The 14,691-nt window shown below is 43.7% G+C and carries 13 protein-coding genes and 1 tRNA gene; 3 read left to right on the forward strand and 11 right to left on the reverse strand.

What is annotated here, in order from left to right; translation table 11 throughout:
* Nucleotides 1-130 precede the first annotated feature (130 nt).
* Both AOT82_RS03325 and AOT82_RS03330 read right to left on the reverse strand, forming a co-directional pair.
* Nucleotides 131-466 carry a GlpM family protein gene (locus AOT82_RS03325; RefSeq protein WP_083328830.1) on the reverse strand — a complete coding sequence of 112 codons (336 nt, stop codon included), beginning with the start codon at nucleotides 464-466 and terminating at the stop codon, nucleotides 131-133.
* A 192-nt stretch (nucleotides 467-658) separates the two neighbouring features.
* The gene (locus AOT82_RS03330; RefSeq protein WP_071001806.1) at nucleotides 659-2,329 is read right to left on the reverse strand and encodes an alpha-keto acid decarboxylase family protein; all 1,671 of its coding nucleotides are present in this window, start codon (nucleotides 2,327-2,329) and stop codon (nucleotides 659-661) included.
* Nucleotides 2,330-2,587: 258 nt separating this feature from the next.
* On the opposite strand from AOT82_RS03330, the gene AOT82_RS03335 reads away from it, so the two are divergent.
* A tRNA-Gly gene (locus AOT82_RS03335) sits at nucleotides 2,588-2,662 on the forward strand.
* 355 nt (nucleotides 2,663-3,017) lie between these two features.
* Nucleotides 3,018-3,329 (forward strand): DUF1244 domain-containing protein, encoded by a 312-nt coding sequence (locus AOT82_RS03340; protein WP_071001807.1) that lies wholly within the window; start codon nucleotides 3,018-3,020, stop codon nucleotides 3,327-3,329.
* Between the two features lie 74 nt (nucleotides 3,330-3,403).
* Here the strand turns inward: AOT82_RS03340 and AOT82_RS03345 are convergent, their stop codons facing one another.
* From AOT82_RS03345 to AOT82_RS03370, 6 genes are all read right to left on the reverse strand, one after another.
* Nucleotides 3,404-3,847, reverse strand: a complete 444-nt coding sequence (locus AOT82_RS03345; protein WP_071001808.1) for an SRPBCC family protein — start codon at nucleotides 3,845-3,847, stop codon at nucleotides 3,404-3,406.
* A gap of 127 nt (nucleotides 3,848-3,974) precedes the next feature.
* Complete coding sequence (locus AOT82_RS03350) at nucleotides 3,975-4,679, reverse strand: hypothetical protein (RefSeq protein WP_071001809.1); 705 nt, start codon at nucleotides 4,677-4,679, stop codon at nucleotides 3,975-3,977.
* A gap of 227 nt (nucleotides 4,680-4,906) precedes the next feature.
* Nucleotides 4,907-6,070, reverse strand: coding sequence for a CaiB/BaiF CoA transferase family protein (locus AOT82_RS03355; RefSeq protein WP_071001810.1), 1,164 nt, complete (start codon nucleotides 6,068-6,070; stop codon nucleotides 4,907-4,909).
* Complete coding sequence (locus tag AOT82_RS03360; RefSeq protein WP_227517177.1) at nucleotides 6,063-8,252, reverse strand: 3-hydroxyacyl-CoA dehydrogenase NAD-binding domain-containing protein; 2,190 nt, start codon at nucleotides 8,250-8,252, stop codon at nucleotides 6,063-6,065. Before AOT82_RS03360 ends, AOT82_RS03355 begins: the two co-directional genes overlap by 8 nt.
* 72 nt (nucleotides 8,253-8,324) lie before the next feature.
* A complete protein-coding gene (locus AOT82_RS03365; protein ID WP_071001812.1) occupies nucleotides 8,325-9,533 on the reverse strand; it encodes an acetyl-CoA C-acetyltransferase in 1,209 nt (402 codons plus the stop codon).
* A gap of 62 nt (nucleotides 9,534-9,595) precedes the next feature.
* Nucleotides 9,596-10,747: an acyl-CoA dehydrogenase family protein gene (locus AOT82_RS03370; protein ID WP_071001813.1), complete on the reverse strand. Its 1,152-nt coding sequence runs from the start codon at nucleotides 10,745-10,747 to the stop codon at nucleotides 9,596-9,598.
* A 272-nt stretch (nucleotides 10,748-11,019) separates the two neighbouring features.
* Here AOT82_RS03370 and AOT82_RS03375 point away from each other — a divergent pair, with 272 nt between their 5' ends.
* Nucleotides 11,020-11,730 carry a TetR/AcrR family transcriptional regulator gene (locus AOT82_RS03375; RefSeq protein WP_083328831.1) on the forward strand — a complete coding sequence of 237 codons (711 nt, stop codon included), beginning with the start codon at nucleotides 11,020-11,022 and terminating at the stop codon, nucleotides 11,728-11,730.
* Between the two features lies 1 nt (nucleotide 11,731).
* Here AOT82_RS03375 and AOT82_RS03380 read toward each other — a convergent pair whose 3' ends face one another.
* From AOT82_RS03380 to AOT82_RS03390, 3 genes are all read right to left on the reverse strand, one after another.
* A complete protein-coding gene (locus tag AOT82_RS03380; protein WP_227517198.1) occupies nucleotides 11,732-12,571 on the reverse strand; it encodes an IS3 family transposase in 840 nt (279 codons plus the stop codon).
* On the reverse strand, nucleotides 12,559-13,077 hold the full coding sequence (locus AOT82_RS03385) for a helix-turn-helix domain-containing protein (RefSeq protein WP_071001283.1): 519 nt from the start codon (nucleotides 13,075-13,077) through the stop codon (nucleotides 12,559-12,561). The genes AOT82_RS03380 and AOT82_RS03385 overlap by 13 nt, the downstream gene beginning before the upstream one ends.
* A gap of 143 nt (nucleotides 13,078-13,220) precedes the next feature.
* Nucleotides 13,221-13,856, reverse strand: coding sequence for a hypothetical protein (locus AOT82_RS03390; RefSeq protein WP_156770965.1), 636 nt, complete (start codon nucleotides 13,854-13,856; stop codon nucleotides 13,221-13,223).
* Nucleotides 13,857-14,691 lie beyond the last annotated feature (835 nt).

Consider the following 14,691-nt stretch of genomic DNA (forward strand, 5'->3'; position numbering starts at 1 on the left):
ATATACCAGCGCGTACCTATGAACTTATGACCTTTGTTTAACTATTTTTTATCCTAACTTTTGACAGTATTTAGGCCTACACAATTAAATTTAAATAGTTACGCTTGACTATATAGTTACGCTTGACTATTTAGCCCTGAATATACTGCCATGTCAGCACCAAAAGAGTGGCAGCTACTGTCCAAGCGACAACGCCTAACAATAATGCCTTATATAAGCTCATATAACTGATGCTAAAAAATACCACCAAGGTATAAATCAAATGCGGTATCACACCCAGCATACTAAATATCAGGGCAACCCTTAAATCAGTAGGACTGCGATCAGTACCAACAATGAAGTGACTGATGAGCGTAAACGTGGGGAAAAGAGGTGCAAGCGCCGCCAGATAAAAAAATCGCGTTTGTGCAAATAATTGAATTGCCAATACCATCAAAGCGCCAATGAGCATTTTTAGCCAGATCATGATGAATCACTCTCCTATTGAGTATGACGGGCTGAACATAGCCCAATCAGCCATCATACTAGAGTCTACAAATTGACATAAGAGGCATCGCTGATTAATTGACCCGTGTGATAAAAAAAACGCAAAAAACCCCATTTAGCTACGCTGCTAAATGGGGCTAGTACTTTTATTAAGAAAGCTTTTACGGATTATTTAATCCTTTTTTGGCTTTAGTGCCGCGCTGATGTCTGCTAGCAATGGGGGTATATCATGCTTATCTGCGATGACCTCAATCATTACTAGCTTATCGGTAGTCTCGGCAGCTTTGTTTAAAGCCGCTTTTAGCTCACCTGCTGTTTCTGCTTTGAGTAGTAAGCTATTCGCTTCGGTTGCGCCAAACGCTTTTGGCATGATCTGCCAATCGCATTTTGGGATATCGTTGTAGTATTGGTTTTCACCATGAATCGCACGCTCTACGGTATAGCCGTCGTTATTGATTAGGACGATGACTGGATTGATACGCTCTTGAATCATGACCGCCATTTCTTGAACCGTCAAGAGCGCCGAGCCATCACCAATCAGTACAACGCTGCGTTTATTCGGTGACGCGATAGCAGCACCTAAGCTGGCTGGTAATGTGTAGCCAATCGAGCCCCACATTGGCTGCCCATAGGAGGCCACCCCTTCTGGCAAGCGTACATCACTGATGCCAAAATAGGCAGTTCCTTGCTCAGAGAACACCAAATTATTACGATCTAAGCAATCAGCAATGATATGCCATAGGTCATCTTGGAGAATCGCCTCATCATCTCTACCCTTCTGCTCATGCGGCTTGACTGGCTCACAAAAAGGCTTTGGTACGATGTTTATACCAGATGTCATGACTTCGTGCAGGGCCTGTAATGCATCTTGCAAGGCAATCGGTGCAAAGTTCTTACCACTAATAGAAGCACGCTCATAATGCAAGTCTACTACTATACTCTCGTCAATATCTTGGCTAAATCCCGCGGTGGTCGTGTCGGTATATTGCACCCCTACTTTGATCAGACATTCGCAGTTTTCTACCGCGTCTTTGACAATGGGACGCGAGGCAACGCCTGCATAAGTCCCAGCCCAGCGCTCGCTGTTTTCATCAAGCAGCGTTTTGCCCCACGATAGCGTGGTATAAGGAATGTCTGTATCAGCAATCAGTGCTTTGAGCTGTGACTGCAACCCCAAACGATGCACCATCAAATCTGCCATGAGCGTCGTGGTTTTGTTTGGTAAAAACTCGGTGAGCGCTTGCTTGAAATCTGCCAATGCCGCTTGACTGGTGATGTCTTCTTGGCTATCAATCAGCTTAGTTGTTGGCGGATAAATAGGCTGACGCGCAACATCAGGTGATAGCAGTAGATAACCTGGGCGATGCTTTTTGAGAATCAATCGAATCACTCGATCAATTTCTGAGGCGGCATTTTCAGGAGTAAGCTGCGCTCGTGCTACCGTCACGGGCTCAACCATCTTAATAAAATGATTAAATACGCCATCGCCAAGCGAATGATGAATACGGCGTTTTGCGTCTTGCAAAGCTGTGCTTGGTGCACCTACGATGTGCAATACTGGCGCGTACTCAGCAAAAGAGCCTGCGGTCGCGTTAATCGCTGATAGCTCGCCTACGCCAAAAGTCGTCACCATGGCGGCAAACCCACGCTCGCGTGCATAACCGTCGGCCGCATAGCCAGCATTTAGCTCATTGGTGTTACCCACCCAGCGCAGCTTATCAGAAGCAAGGACATTGTCCAAAAAGGTTAAGTTAAAATCGCCTGGTACGCCGAATATCTCAGAGGCACCTGCTTCTGCGACACGATCAAACAAATAATCAGCGATAGTATACTGTTGACTCATTTTTCATCCTTATAACTTATCTTCGTAAGTATTGATCATTGTGAATGTAATTAAATCATAATATGTATACCAGCTTATTTATGTATGCAAAGCTTTTGGAATACATATTATAATGAACCGTTATAACACACATTTGTAGATAGAAGACATGCCTATTTTAATAACTTTAACTTTTTTCGTCATAGGTGTTGACACATAAAAAAAACTGCGTATAATACGCCTTCATCATCTGATGATAGTTAATCAAAAGATGAATCAGCGGGATTAGCTCAGTGGTAGAGCATAACCTTGCCAAGGTTGGGGTCGAGAGTTCGAATCTCTTATCCCGCTCCAAATACTTAAAAAGCCTCACTACTCTTTATATGAGCAGTGAGGCTTTTTTTTTGTCCAATTTTCGGGGCTTGTAGAGAGATTCTCGAAATATATTTTTTAATATAGTTAAGTTTATCTACTCAATTAAAAAGCTCATTTTTGGTGCGGTGCCCATTTGGTGCCCAAACCGTGCCCTGCCCTAAAACTGCGAATACTGAATTGCCCCCAACCTAGCTATTTTTAGAGCAGATAAAAATGAAGCGTGGTTTAATATTATGATTAAAAGCTTTTAAATTAGCGAACCTCTACTATAATGAGTTTTCTGGTTAGTATTAACTAAGTTTTAGATGGCTCAATGACAATTAGGAAAAATATTATGGCAAAATTAGAATCAAACATCGAATTAGAAGCGGCGACATTTCGTCGCTTATTGGCTCATTTAGACGAGCGTAAAGATGTACAGAATATTGAGCTGATGAACCTTGCCGATTTTTGTCGTAACTGTTTATCCAAATGGTACAAAGCTGCTGGTGAAGAGCGTGGTATTGAAATCGACTACGAGGATGCGCGCGAGCTTGTTTATGGCATGCCCTACGCTGAGTGGAAAGCGAAGTACCAGCAAAAAGCAACACCAGAACAGTTAGCACGTTTTAACGAAATTGAAGCTACCAAGAACAAAACGAATTAAAACCAACAGTAGTGGCTCAAATAAAAGAGCCACCATGATATAATTATATCGAAGAAGACAATATTGCCGCTAGATTAGCGGCTTTCTATAGATTTGAGTATACTACTAAATCCTATGGTTCCTTGTTTCTGCATTTGACGATCAAGTAGGCGACCGATTAATGGCAACGGTACAATCAATCGACCCTCGGATATCCAAGTCACGTGTGTGGTGCCATCGCCCAAGTCTTTTAAATCAATGACGCCTTTATCATGTCGCATTTTGACAGGTTTAGCTTTTTCGATTTGGTATTGCATATGAGTAGGACGCTCAAACGCTGTAATCCGCTCCCAAAACTTAACAGGTCCCGCTTGAATGCTACGTAAAGCGCCAACACCATTGCGCTCCTCATTACCTTCAGCGACTAACTTAGCAACTCCCACCGCTTTAAATGAGCCATAACTGGCATGGTCGCTCAGTGCTTCAAATACCTCATCAATCGGTTTTTTGACAATGCGTTCTACTTTTATTTTGAACATAATATAATCTCGTTAGGATTAAAGTTATTTCGCTTAGTGCCATTTTAGAAACAAATAAAGCCGTTACACTTCAAAAACTTATGATCGTGAAGAAGCTCGTCCTTTTGAAAGACGCTTACCATCAATACTACTCGACATCATCCAATAGCTTATTTAGCTCATCAACCATTGCGTCATCTATGATGCTGGCTTCAATATAACTTACGATCTCATCTACAGTCGTTAGATCCATGGCCGCAATGCCCAAGCTGGCTAGCTGCTCATTGATTGATTCCAAGCTATCATTATCTTTGGAGTCGTCCAACAACTCTTCTTCAAACCTGCCTCTGACAAACCAATACATTTTTTCTAGCACGGTTTCTTTTTTGGTCAACGTAGAATAGCCATCGCCATAAATGAACAGATTAAAATGATAAGGTATTTCTACATCATTGATGAAGAAGGTACGTTGGCACTCTAGTGTATAGGCCTGAATCTCTTCGCTGTCAGTACTGTCATCATTTTGAGTATCCTCATCATATTCAATCGCTTCCTCTACCAATCCGCCTAGCAACTGATAGCCGCCCACTTTGATTTTGTGATTATAAATGATAGAGGAGTCTGCAATTGCCTCAAAAATAACGGCGCTGACATCTAAAGTATGATTATCAATATCATAAAATGCTTTTAGGGCAGGCAAAAACCCTGTCAGCTCCTCTTCAGGTACTTGAATGAGAAACTGCTGCTCATATATTTTAATCATGTCTTCAGGCGCGTAGGTATTCGCCGTGTCGGTTTCATTTCTGCCAGTGGGCTGTAGTGGTAGGAAATTATATGGATTATCTTTGGTCATTCGAGACTGCCTTTTTGCTTGAGTTAAATTTGTGAAATGTCTGTGTGGCTTAATCTTTAAGAGCCTTAGTACATGATACTTTCTTAATATCACGGCGCTCTAGATTTTATGCGCATATTGTCTCTTATCTAGGCAATTTTAGATAGACAGATATACAAGTTCAATCACTCTGATTTAGACAGACAGGCTAAATAACACAAACTAAAAAGGCATCTCCATACCAGTGACTAGCTAATTTGCTGCCATCCTGAGGTTGCCTGATATTCATCTTGATGCGCAAACAAAGGGTGAGCCTTGGCTTCCTGTAAATTCAGCACGGGGGTCACACAGACATCCGTTGCCGCAAATACGCCTTGCCAATGCTCAAGCGTTTGACTGGCGAATTTTTCCGCCATTGTTTTAGTCGCTATTTGACTCTCAGGCCTATTGGGCATGATGCCAAGCTGCCAATGTACGTCTTTAAGCGCTGGCAACTCCAATACCTCACATAGACCTTGCCAAAATTTCAACTCTAACGAACCAACCGCCATATGTCGCTGGTCAGCGGTTTGGTACAGTCGATAACATGGTAATGCACCGCCTAAAAAGTCATGCTGTGGCATGGGAGCTGTACTTGAAGTATTATTTGAAGCACTATTTGAATTGTCACCTGAAAAACGACTGATTAGCTTACCCGTCGCCTTTGGCATGACCATATGATTGTACAAACTGTGCGTCATGCTAATCGCAATATGTCGTCCTTTTCCGGTACGTTGCGCGGCAAATACAGCAGCCAACAGTGCTATCACTGCTGTATCACTACCACCTGCCAAGTCCGCAAACTGGACATTGGGCATAGCCTGCTCACCCTGAGCTGTTTTTAACTGATCAAGCACACCACTCATAGACATAAAATTAATATCATGACCGGCCTTATCAGACCAATTATGATTTATTTGAGAGCTATTTTTTGGCTCAGCACTTTCTAAGTAGACACCTTCTTTTGCGTAACTGCCTGCGATACCATAGCCAGTAATAGATACCATTACCAGCTTTGGGTTGATGACATGCAGGGTTTTAGTATCTAATCCCATTTCTGCTAAGACACCTGGGCGAAAGCTGTCTAGCATCAGGTCAGCTTCTTTGAGATGTGCCTTAATAGCTTCAATCGCTTCGGGATCATGAAAATCATGCTTTTCAGTCGTCTTACCGTGGTTCAAAGCTGCGAATAACTCACCAAATACGCGAGCAGGATCACCTTGTTTGGGTTCGATTTTAAGAACGTCCGCACCCAAATCCGCAAGCAGGCGCGTGGCAAATGGCCCAGGTAGGTTACGAGTCAGATCGATCACTCGTAACCCTTGTAGACAATCTGCCATTTGATCATGATTTGATAAATGCGTATCAGTCATCGGAGAACGCCTCGCCTTTGGCTGCCATGTCTAACAATATCTGGGCAGGCTCAAACCGTTCACCATATTTCGCAGCCAGCTCACGACTCCGCTTAACAAATGCACTCACGCCCATTGCATTGATAAACTGTAGCGTGCCCCCGTGCTGCGGTGCAAACCCCCAGCCAAAGATAGACCCTATATTGGTGTCGGCAACTGAGCGCACGACGTTTTCCTCATAGCATTTGGCAGATTCATTGGCTTGAATAAACATCAAACGATCAACCAAATCTTGCTGCGACGGTTGCTCTGACTTTGGCGGATATAAGTTTATCAACTCAGGCCATAGATGCTTATCACCGTCTTCTGGATAATCATAAAACCCTTTGCCATTTTTCTTGCCCTCGCGCCCATGCTCATTGACCAGCGTCTTTAGTATCTCGTAAGAAGGGCGCACAGCAACGGACTTGCTTTCGGCTGCCATATCTACCTGCTGTTGCTCGCTGACATGCAACGCTAGGCTTAACGACACTTCATCTTGTAATGCTAAGGGCGGCATCGGCATACCTGTTTTTAGTCCGGCAACTTCGATGCTACGCGGATGCACACCCTCTCCTAGCATTGCGATACCCTCTGATACATAGGTGCCAAATACCCGCGAGGTATAAAAGCCGTGACTGTCATTGACGACGATAGGCGTTTTGCCTATTTGCACAACATAATCAAAAGCTTTGGCCAACGTTTCATCATCAGTTTGCGCGCCTACGATAATCTCAACGAGCGGCATCTTATCTACTGGCGAGAAAAAATGCAGACCGATAAACTGGTTTGGTCGTGTACTGGCTTTTGCTAGTCCAGTAATCGGTAATGTTGAGGTATTAGACGCATAAATAGCCGTGTTTGAAATCACTGCTTCACTCTGCTGGGTACATTTAGCTTTGATTTCTCGATTTTCGAACACCGCTTCGATGATGAGATCACAATCAGCTAAATCATCGTAAGAGACGGTTGGCGTGATACGTTTTAGGAGAGCTTGTTTTTTCTCTTCGGTAGCGCGCTGTCGGCTGATGGCTTTATCCAAAATATTAGCAGAGTACGCTTTGCCTTTTTCTGCATTGGCAATTTCCGTGTCCAATAACACGACATCTATACCTGCTTTGGCAGTGACATAGGCGATGCCAGCGCCCATCATGCCAGCCCCCAAGATACCGACTTTTTTGGTTTGGGTCTGCTCAAACCCTTGAGGTCGAGACTGACCTTTTTTGATGCTATTCAGCTGCGTCCATAAAGTGTTAATCATGTTTTTAGATTCAGTTGACAGTACGCAAGCGGCAAAATAACGCGACTCGATCTCAAGCCCTGTATCGATATCCACTAGGCATCCTTCAAACACACAAGACATAATATGAGTAATCGCTGGATAGTTGCCGTGAGATTTTTGATTGGCCATGGCTGGGGCGATAGAGAATATCGGTACAACGCTAGGATGCTTACTATCGCCGCCAGGAATTTTAAAACCCTTCTCATCCCATGGCTGCTGAGCGCTTGGATTGTTTTGAATCCAGTTTTTTGCTTGCTTCAGCATATCTGCTCGATCAGTGGCTATTGCATCAATAAGTCCAATATCTTTTGCCGCTGCTGGTCGCAATTCTTTGCCTTGCGTCATCAGCTCCAGTGCTACTTGAATACCGACCAACCTTGGTAAGCGCTGAGTACCGCCGCCGCCAGGTAACAAGCCCAGTTTCACCTCAGGCAAACCAAGCTTGGTCTTAGGCATGTCAATGGCAATACGATAATGACAGGCAAGTGCCAACTCTAAACCACCGCCTAATGCGGTTCCTGTCATAGCAGCGACGACGGGTTTACCTGAGGTCTCAAGCGTACGCAAACTCCCTTTTAATTCCTCGGTCAATGTAAATGCTTGCTCCGCTGTCTCTATCTGGTTCAATTGATCAATATCTGCGCCAACCACAAAGGTGTCTTTGGCCGATGTGAGAATTAAGCCTGTGGCGGCGTCATCATTGATAAAACTATCAACTATCGTGGCGAATGCCTCCGTAAAGCCATCACCAATGACATTCATTTTGCGTTTGCTTTGGTCAATCGTAACGGTGACGACACCCTCGTCATCACGCTGGGCGGAGAAGTCATCTAATGCGTTAATGGCTATTACGCTATCTACTGTTTGGTTATTTGTCATCATTTTTATCCCTTAAATGATTCTTTGTATATTGCGTTTTAGTCTAATTGGTTTTCAGTCTATTTTAGAGAAAGGTTAAACACGCTCGATAATAGTGGCAATTCCCATACCACCGCCCACACATAGCGTAATCATAGCAGTCTGTAAGTCGCGGCGTTCCAACTCATCAAGGACTGTCGTCATTAGCATCGCGCCCGTTGCCCCAAGCGGATGACCCATAGCGATTGCACCACCATTGACGTTGACAATATCAAGCGAGATTCCAAAATCATCAGCGGTATTCATCGGCACAGCAGCGAATGCTTCATTAATCTCCCAAAGGTCTATGTCAGAGGCTTGCATGCCCGCTTTATCGAGGGCTTTTTGGCAAGCTGGCGTTGGACCTGTCAGCATAATGGCAGGCTCTGAACCAATGACTGAGGCCATTGTGATTTTGGCGCGTGGTTTTAGTCCTGCTTTTTGCCCAGCCGCCGCGCTACCGACCAAACAAATCGCCGCCCCATCAACGATGCCAGAAGAATTACCCGCATGATGCACATGACTCACGGTTTCAATCGTGGTGTATCGGTCTAATATCACACTATCAAAGCCCATTTTTCCCGGCATAATAAAAGAAGGTTTAAGACCCGCTAAGGTTTCGACATTGGTATTAGGACGGATGGTTTCGTCTTTATCCAATAGCATCATGCCATTGATATCGGTGACAGGGACAACAGATTTGTCGTAATAGCCGTTCTCCCAAGCCTTTGCTGCGCGGCGATGTGATTCAGTGGCAAAAGCATCGACATCGCTACGGCTAAAGCCTTTAAGCGTTGCAATGGTATCCGCGCCCACCCCTTGCGGTACGAAATGCGTCGCTTCATTCACACGCGGATCCATGTACCAAGCACCGCCATCAGAGCCCATCGGCACGCGGCTCATTGACTCCACACCGCCTGCCACTACCATGTCTTCCATACCTGACATGATCTTGGCCGCTGCCAGATTAATAGACTCCAGACCAGAGGCACAAAAACGAGACAAGGTAAGACCTGCCACACTTTGTGCCCAACCAGCATCAATGACGGCGATACGCGCAATATCAGAGCCTTGCTCGCCCACTGGGGTCACGCAGCCAAGCACCACATCATCGACCAAACTGGTATCCAAGTTATGACGCTGCTCCATCTCCTTTAATAAGGTACGTGTCAGCCAGATTGGTGACGCCTGATACAAAGCGCCGTCCTTTTTTCCTTTGCCGCGTGGCGTGCGGATAGCATCATAAATGTAAGCAGTCTCAGTCATAAAAAATCCTTTTTTTATTTTTTAAATAAACAATAACTATTGTAATCTTATAATATAAGCGTTTACATAAAGCGTGAAGCCAGCTCTTTCATAATCTCATTGGTGCCGCCATAGATTTTTTGCACGCGCGCATCAGCATATAAGCGGGCGATAGGATACTCGGTCATATAGCCATAGCCACCAAACAGCTGCACGCATTCATCGATTACTTCGCACTGTTTTTCGGTGACCCAGTATTTGATCAATGACGCATGCGGTACAGACAGTTTGCCATCTAACATCGCATCGACTGCCGCATCACACATGGTACTGGCAGCGAGATAATCGGCATAGCATTCAGCCATCTTAAAACGCGTGTTTTGAAACTTCCAAATAGGTTTGCCAAAGGCTTCACGGCCCTTTACATAATCTAGTGTTAGATTGATAGCCAGCTTCATCGAACCGACCCCTGATAGCGCAATGATGAGGCGCTCACGTGGCAACTCCTGCATCATCTGTATAAAGCCCATGCCTTCCACCGTACCCAGCAGGTTGGTTTGCGGTACACGGACATTGCTAAAGAAAAGCTCTGAGGTGTCTTGAGAGGTCAGGCCAATCTTATCGAGATTGCGCCCACGTTCAAACCCTTCTACGTTGTCCGTTTCTACGATGATAAGTGAGACACCTTGTGCGCCTTTTTCACGATCTGTTTTGCATGCTAATAAGATAAGATTGGCGTGCTGCCCATTAGTGATAAAAGTCTTAGAGCCATTGATAATGTAATCATCACCGTCTTTTACTGCATAGGTTTTGATGTTTTGTAGGTCGGAGCCAGTGCCAGGCTCAGTCATGGCGATAGCGCCGATATATTCGCCCGTTGCCATTTTTGGTAGCCATGCTTGTTTTTGTGCTTCAGTACCATGGGCTAAAATATAAGGCGCGACAATACCTGAATGCACCATACCGCCAAATCCTGACTGATTGGCCTCAGTCTGTGCGTAGATAAGCGCGGCTTCGTGACCGAAATCGCCACCACCGCCGCCATACTCGCTTGGTATTGCCGCACACAAAAATCCCATCTCGCCTGCCTCTTCCCACGCATCGCGATCGATCATGCCATTTTTGCGCCACTGCTCATCCTTTGGCTCCCAAGATTGAAACATTTTTAAGGCACTGTCGTATACCATCTCATGCTCTTCAGTCATCCAGTTTGGGGTAAATTTTTCGATACTCATGATGTCTATCCTTGACAAGGTTGAATGAATAACAGCTATATCCAAGTCATTTTTTAAATTATGGTAATTTATATTACCGTTATAGATATGCCATAAATTCTTTGTATTTATTAATATACGAGTCTTATACTAGGCTATGAAAAACCACTTCGCAATCCATTAAATAAAAATGGTAATTCAAATTACTCATTAATTTAATGATGAGAATTAGTCAGCAATTTATTCAGTTGGTAGGACATATCAAATAGCTAATACTTTAAGAAGCGATAAATATGAAAACCTTTAATCAGTCAGATAGCCCCACGCAAACGCGATCGCTAGCACCCCTATCCGATATGCGGCCCGCAACTTTGGATAAAATTGAGCAAGCCGTTCGTAAGGTCTTTGCAGGATTTGACGCTAATGAGGTGACGATGGCGCAGATTGCAAAGTCTGCAAACGTTTCCTTGCAAACGCTCTACAAGTACTTCGGGGACAAGCAAACGCTGTTTTATACCATTATGGATATTGTGCTCGGCAGATTAGCCGCTCGCATCATGGATCATCTGCAAGGGATTGATAGCGTACAAGATCGTCTACGTAAGACGCTGTGGGTCTGCTTTGATTTTGTAGACTCGCATCCAGATGCGGTGATGGTGCTGTCTTCTGTGTCGGCCTCGCGTATACGTAATATCGCAATCTATGAAAACAAAGAGTTAATTGGCGCGTTTTTGGCGGTATTAGAAGATGGTCAAAATCGTGGGGTGCTCAATGACACTGTCCCACTGCACATACTCTTCGATGTGTTTATGGGATTTATTAGTCGACTTGGCTTAATGCATACCATTCGCCAAACAGAGACGCCATTAAATGCAGAGTTTGATGCGCTATTTGTAATTTTATGGCGCGCCATCTCTAAACCTGAAGCATTAAACAAAAAATTTAATGCAAAGAACCAAAAAGCCCCACGATATGAACTGACCCCCGAAACTTGGACGGTTTAGTTTATACCAAGGACTGAGTTCTGTACTGCACAGGGCTCAGTCCTTTTAGTTTGAGTTGAATACGCTCATTATTGTAATAATGCATATACTCATGAATCTGTTGTTCTAACTGCTCAATCGATTTTGGTTTCTCAATATAAATCGTCTCGCACTTCAGCGTACCAAAGAACCCCTCCATCAGCGCATTATCCAAGCAGTTGCCTTTTCTGCTCATGCTTTGCTTAATACCGTGCTGTTTAAGCGCCTTACTGAACGGTCTCATCTGATAATGCCAGCCTTGATCTGAATGCAGCATTAAACGGTTGTTCTGGTGCGTATCTATCTTATCTAACGCCTTATCTAGCATCTTGCTAACCAAATCATAGGTAGGTCTCTTTGAGAGCGTATAGCTGATGATCTCATTGTTATAACAATCGAGTATCGGTGATAAATATAGCTTATGATCACCTACCTTAAACTCAGTAATATCAGTGAGCCAGCGTGTGTTTGGTCTATCTGCATGAAACTGACGCTTTAAATAATTCTTTGCAATTTTGCCTTGTACACCTTTATAAGAGCGATATCTTTGTCGTCGAATCCGTGCACTTAAGTTTAAATGACGCATAAGCTTAGCGATGAGCTTGTGATTGTAATGGCTACCTAACTGCTTTAGCGCTGCCGTTATTCTACGATAGCCGTACCTGCCTTTATGCTGGTGATACAGCTTAGTAATACGCTGTTTTAAGTCAGCATGTTTATCTTTATCACCAAGCTTTTCTCTATGATAGTAAAAGACGCTTTTAGGCATACCAGCGGCTTTAAGTAAGTCAGATAAACAGCAGCGCTCTCTTAGTCCTTCGATGAGCCTTGCTTTTTGCCTGCTTTTTCCTCCGCTTTGAGCAAGGCATCGAGCTTTTTTAGGTAGGCAACCTCTGCACGTAAGTACTCATTCTCACGCTTCAATTCTGCTAAGCTTTTTTCATCCTCTGGTTTGTCTGTAATGAAGGGTTTGCTCATGACGGTTCTACCTTTAGGTTTGGAGATGAGTCCAGATATGCCTTCTAGTCGATACGCTTTATGCCAGTGACTAATAAGCGCCGGTGAGCTGATGTTATACCTTAAAGCAACTTCCAATTGACTTAAGCCTTGGCTAAGCATCGTTGTAATGACTTTGTGTTTAAACTCGTGACTATAGTAAGCTTTGCTGGTCTTTGGTTTGATAGCTTCAATACCACCGCTTTGATATTGCTTAACCCATTTGATAACTATCTTATTATCTAGGTTAAATTCCTCAGCTGTAGCACGACCAGTATGTCCTTGCATATAGTATGCGATGACTTCAAGCTTAAAGTCTAGATCGTAGCGCATAAAAATACCCCATAAGTTGTGTCCAACTTATGGGGGGCAGTTCAGATAAAGTGAGGCTTTTTTATACTGAGTCTTCTAATTTATACTAAGGCTTCTTAGTCGATGAGCTTAGATTATTATACTCTTCATATACTCACAGCATTTTAGATACTGCTGGATTTTGGTAAGCCATAATCTGCATGATCAACCACATGGTTGTTTTGTTCAATCGTCAGTCGATAACCTTTGATAACACCATCGTATGGCAAACTGCCCTCATACTGCTGATAATGCTCGCAGATGCTGTCTTGAATCACTGATTTACGTTGAGCATCGTCTAATTTGGCAAATCCATCTGGGAGAGGTATGTGAGCCAAACGTGCAGCATTACCACGAGACACCCAATTATCGACACTCGTAAAGGTAAAATCCACTTGCGCTCGTAAGCTATATTTAGGTAGCGTATTAGAGTGGTTCGTCAAGTCATTTTTAATCTGAGCAATATCTTCTGCGAATGGTTGATACGGTATCTCAAGCACGACAAATAGCTTTGCCAAAAACTCATCAGCGGTAAAGTATTTGTCCATATAGCTGCTATCAAGTCCAAGATACCTATGCGACAGTACATGGCGCAGGCGGTCACAGGCAGGAATGGTATGCTTGATAGGATAACCCATGGCGCTGACAATATCTTGCGAACGTAGCTCAAGTGTGGCTATCTGATTGATCGCATATTGTGCTAAGAGATGGCGTGGGTGATAACGGCGGGTATATTGAGATTGGTTGGCAATGTGGCTCATGATATTGAACACCTTAGACTCCTATAACTCCGACGAAAAAGGTTGATATACGCCCAAATGGGCAAAAAATCAGGCACAAATGAGGTTGTCGGAGTACAGGCTCATGCGCTTTACCAAGGTTATTTTATATCGTGCTGGAAGTTGCAAGGTTTATTACGCTGCCATGAAACGGTTGTCACGGACGGCAATAACAAAACTGTTAAACCCACGATAGATCGTTCAATGATGATAGCACAACAGATAGCAGAAAATAAATACCGATATGTTTACTTATTAGAACTCTTGCAAAAGTACCAGTTCATTGACTTCCACTGACGGAGTTACAAGGGCTGACGATGACTTATGCAAGAAGTCTATTTTTCAATAGTAAATGGTTAGGTTTTTAGATTAAAAAAACTAGGGCGTGTTGAACATTCGACCATGGCACTGACAGCGACTATTTTTTAGGCGACTCGATGTTAAAAATAATAAGTTTAGTCACTCTAAGCGCTTATTTTTTACGATGAAGCGGCAAAAAAGAGTCCTGTCCCCTGCTTTTATCGTTGGGGCTGATGCTAAAATTGCCCCATACTGCGTTACAAATCTCGCTAAGGCATCTGCATTATCGTCGCTTTGTGCCTTGTCTGGAACCATTTTAGCGATCAGCAGTGCCTATTTGCAAATGTTCAACACGCCCTAATATTGAGTTTTATTTTCCTATATCTATTGCGTATTTTTATTAACTCTCTTTTCCTAGGCCTTTCATGCTGAGCTTTAGGTTAACAATCCTTATCAAAAAACATCTTTTACAATCGACTTTGGCTTGCTATCTTGCCTCGCGACGCTTGTATTCCAA

It is taken from the genome of Psychrobacter sp. AntiMn-1, assembly GCF_001854065.1.
Taxonomy (GTDB): Bacteria; Pseudomonadota; Gammaproteobacteria; order Pseudomonadales; family Moraxellaceae; genus Psychrobacter; species Psychrobacter pacificensis.

Excerpts from the sequence above, each read along its gene's own strand:
- AOT82_RS03325 (WP_083328830.1), bottom strand. The coding sequence starts at position 466 with ATGATCTGGCTAAAAATGCTCATTGGCGCTTTGATGGTATTGGCAATT.
- AOT82_RS03330 (WP_071001806.1), bottom strand. The coding sequence starts at position 2,329 with ATGAGTCAACAGTATACTATCGCTGATTATTTGTTTGATCGTGTCGCA.
- AOT82_RS03340 (WP_071001807.1), top strand. The coding sequence starts at position 3,018 with ATGGCAAAATTAGAATCAAACATCGAATTAGAAGCGGCGACATTTCGT.
- AOT82_RS03345 (WP_071001808.1), bottom strand. The coding sequence starts at position 3,847 with ATGTTCAAAATAAAAGTAGAACGCATTGTCAAAAAACCGATTGATGAG.
- AOT82_RS03350 (WP_071001809.1), bottom strand. The coding sequence starts at position 4,679 with ATGACCAAAGATAATCCATATAATTTCCTACCACTACAGCCCACTGGC.
- AOT82_RS03355 (WP_071001810.1), bottom strand. The coding sequence starts at position 6,070 with ATGACTGATACGCATTTATCAAATCATGATCAAATGGCAGATTGTCTA.
- AOT82_RS03360 (WP_227517177.1), bottom strand. The coding sequence starts at position 8,252 with ATGATGACAAATAACCAAACAGTAGATAGCGTAATAGCCATTAACGCA.
- AOT82_RS03365 (WP_071001812.1), bottom strand. The coding sequence starts at position 9,533 with ATGACTGAGACTGCTTACATTTATGATGCTATCCGCACGCCACGCGGC.
- AOT82_RS03370 (WP_071001813.1), bottom strand. The coding sequence starts at position 10,747 with ATGAGTATCGAAAAATTTACCCCAAACTGGATGACTGAAGAGCATGAG.
- AOT82_RS03375 (WP_083328831.1), top strand. The coding sequence starts at position 11,020 with ATGAAAACCTTTAATCAGTCAGATAGCCCCACGCAAACGCGATCGCTA.
- AOT82_RS03385 (WP_071001283.1), bottom strand. The coding sequence starts at position 13,077 with ATGCGCTACGATCTAGACTTTAAGCTTGAAGTCATCGCATACTATATG.
- AOT82_RS03390 (WP_156770965.1), bottom strand. The coding sequence starts at position 13,856 with ATGAGCCACATTGCCAACCAATCTCAATATACCCGCCGTTATCACCCA.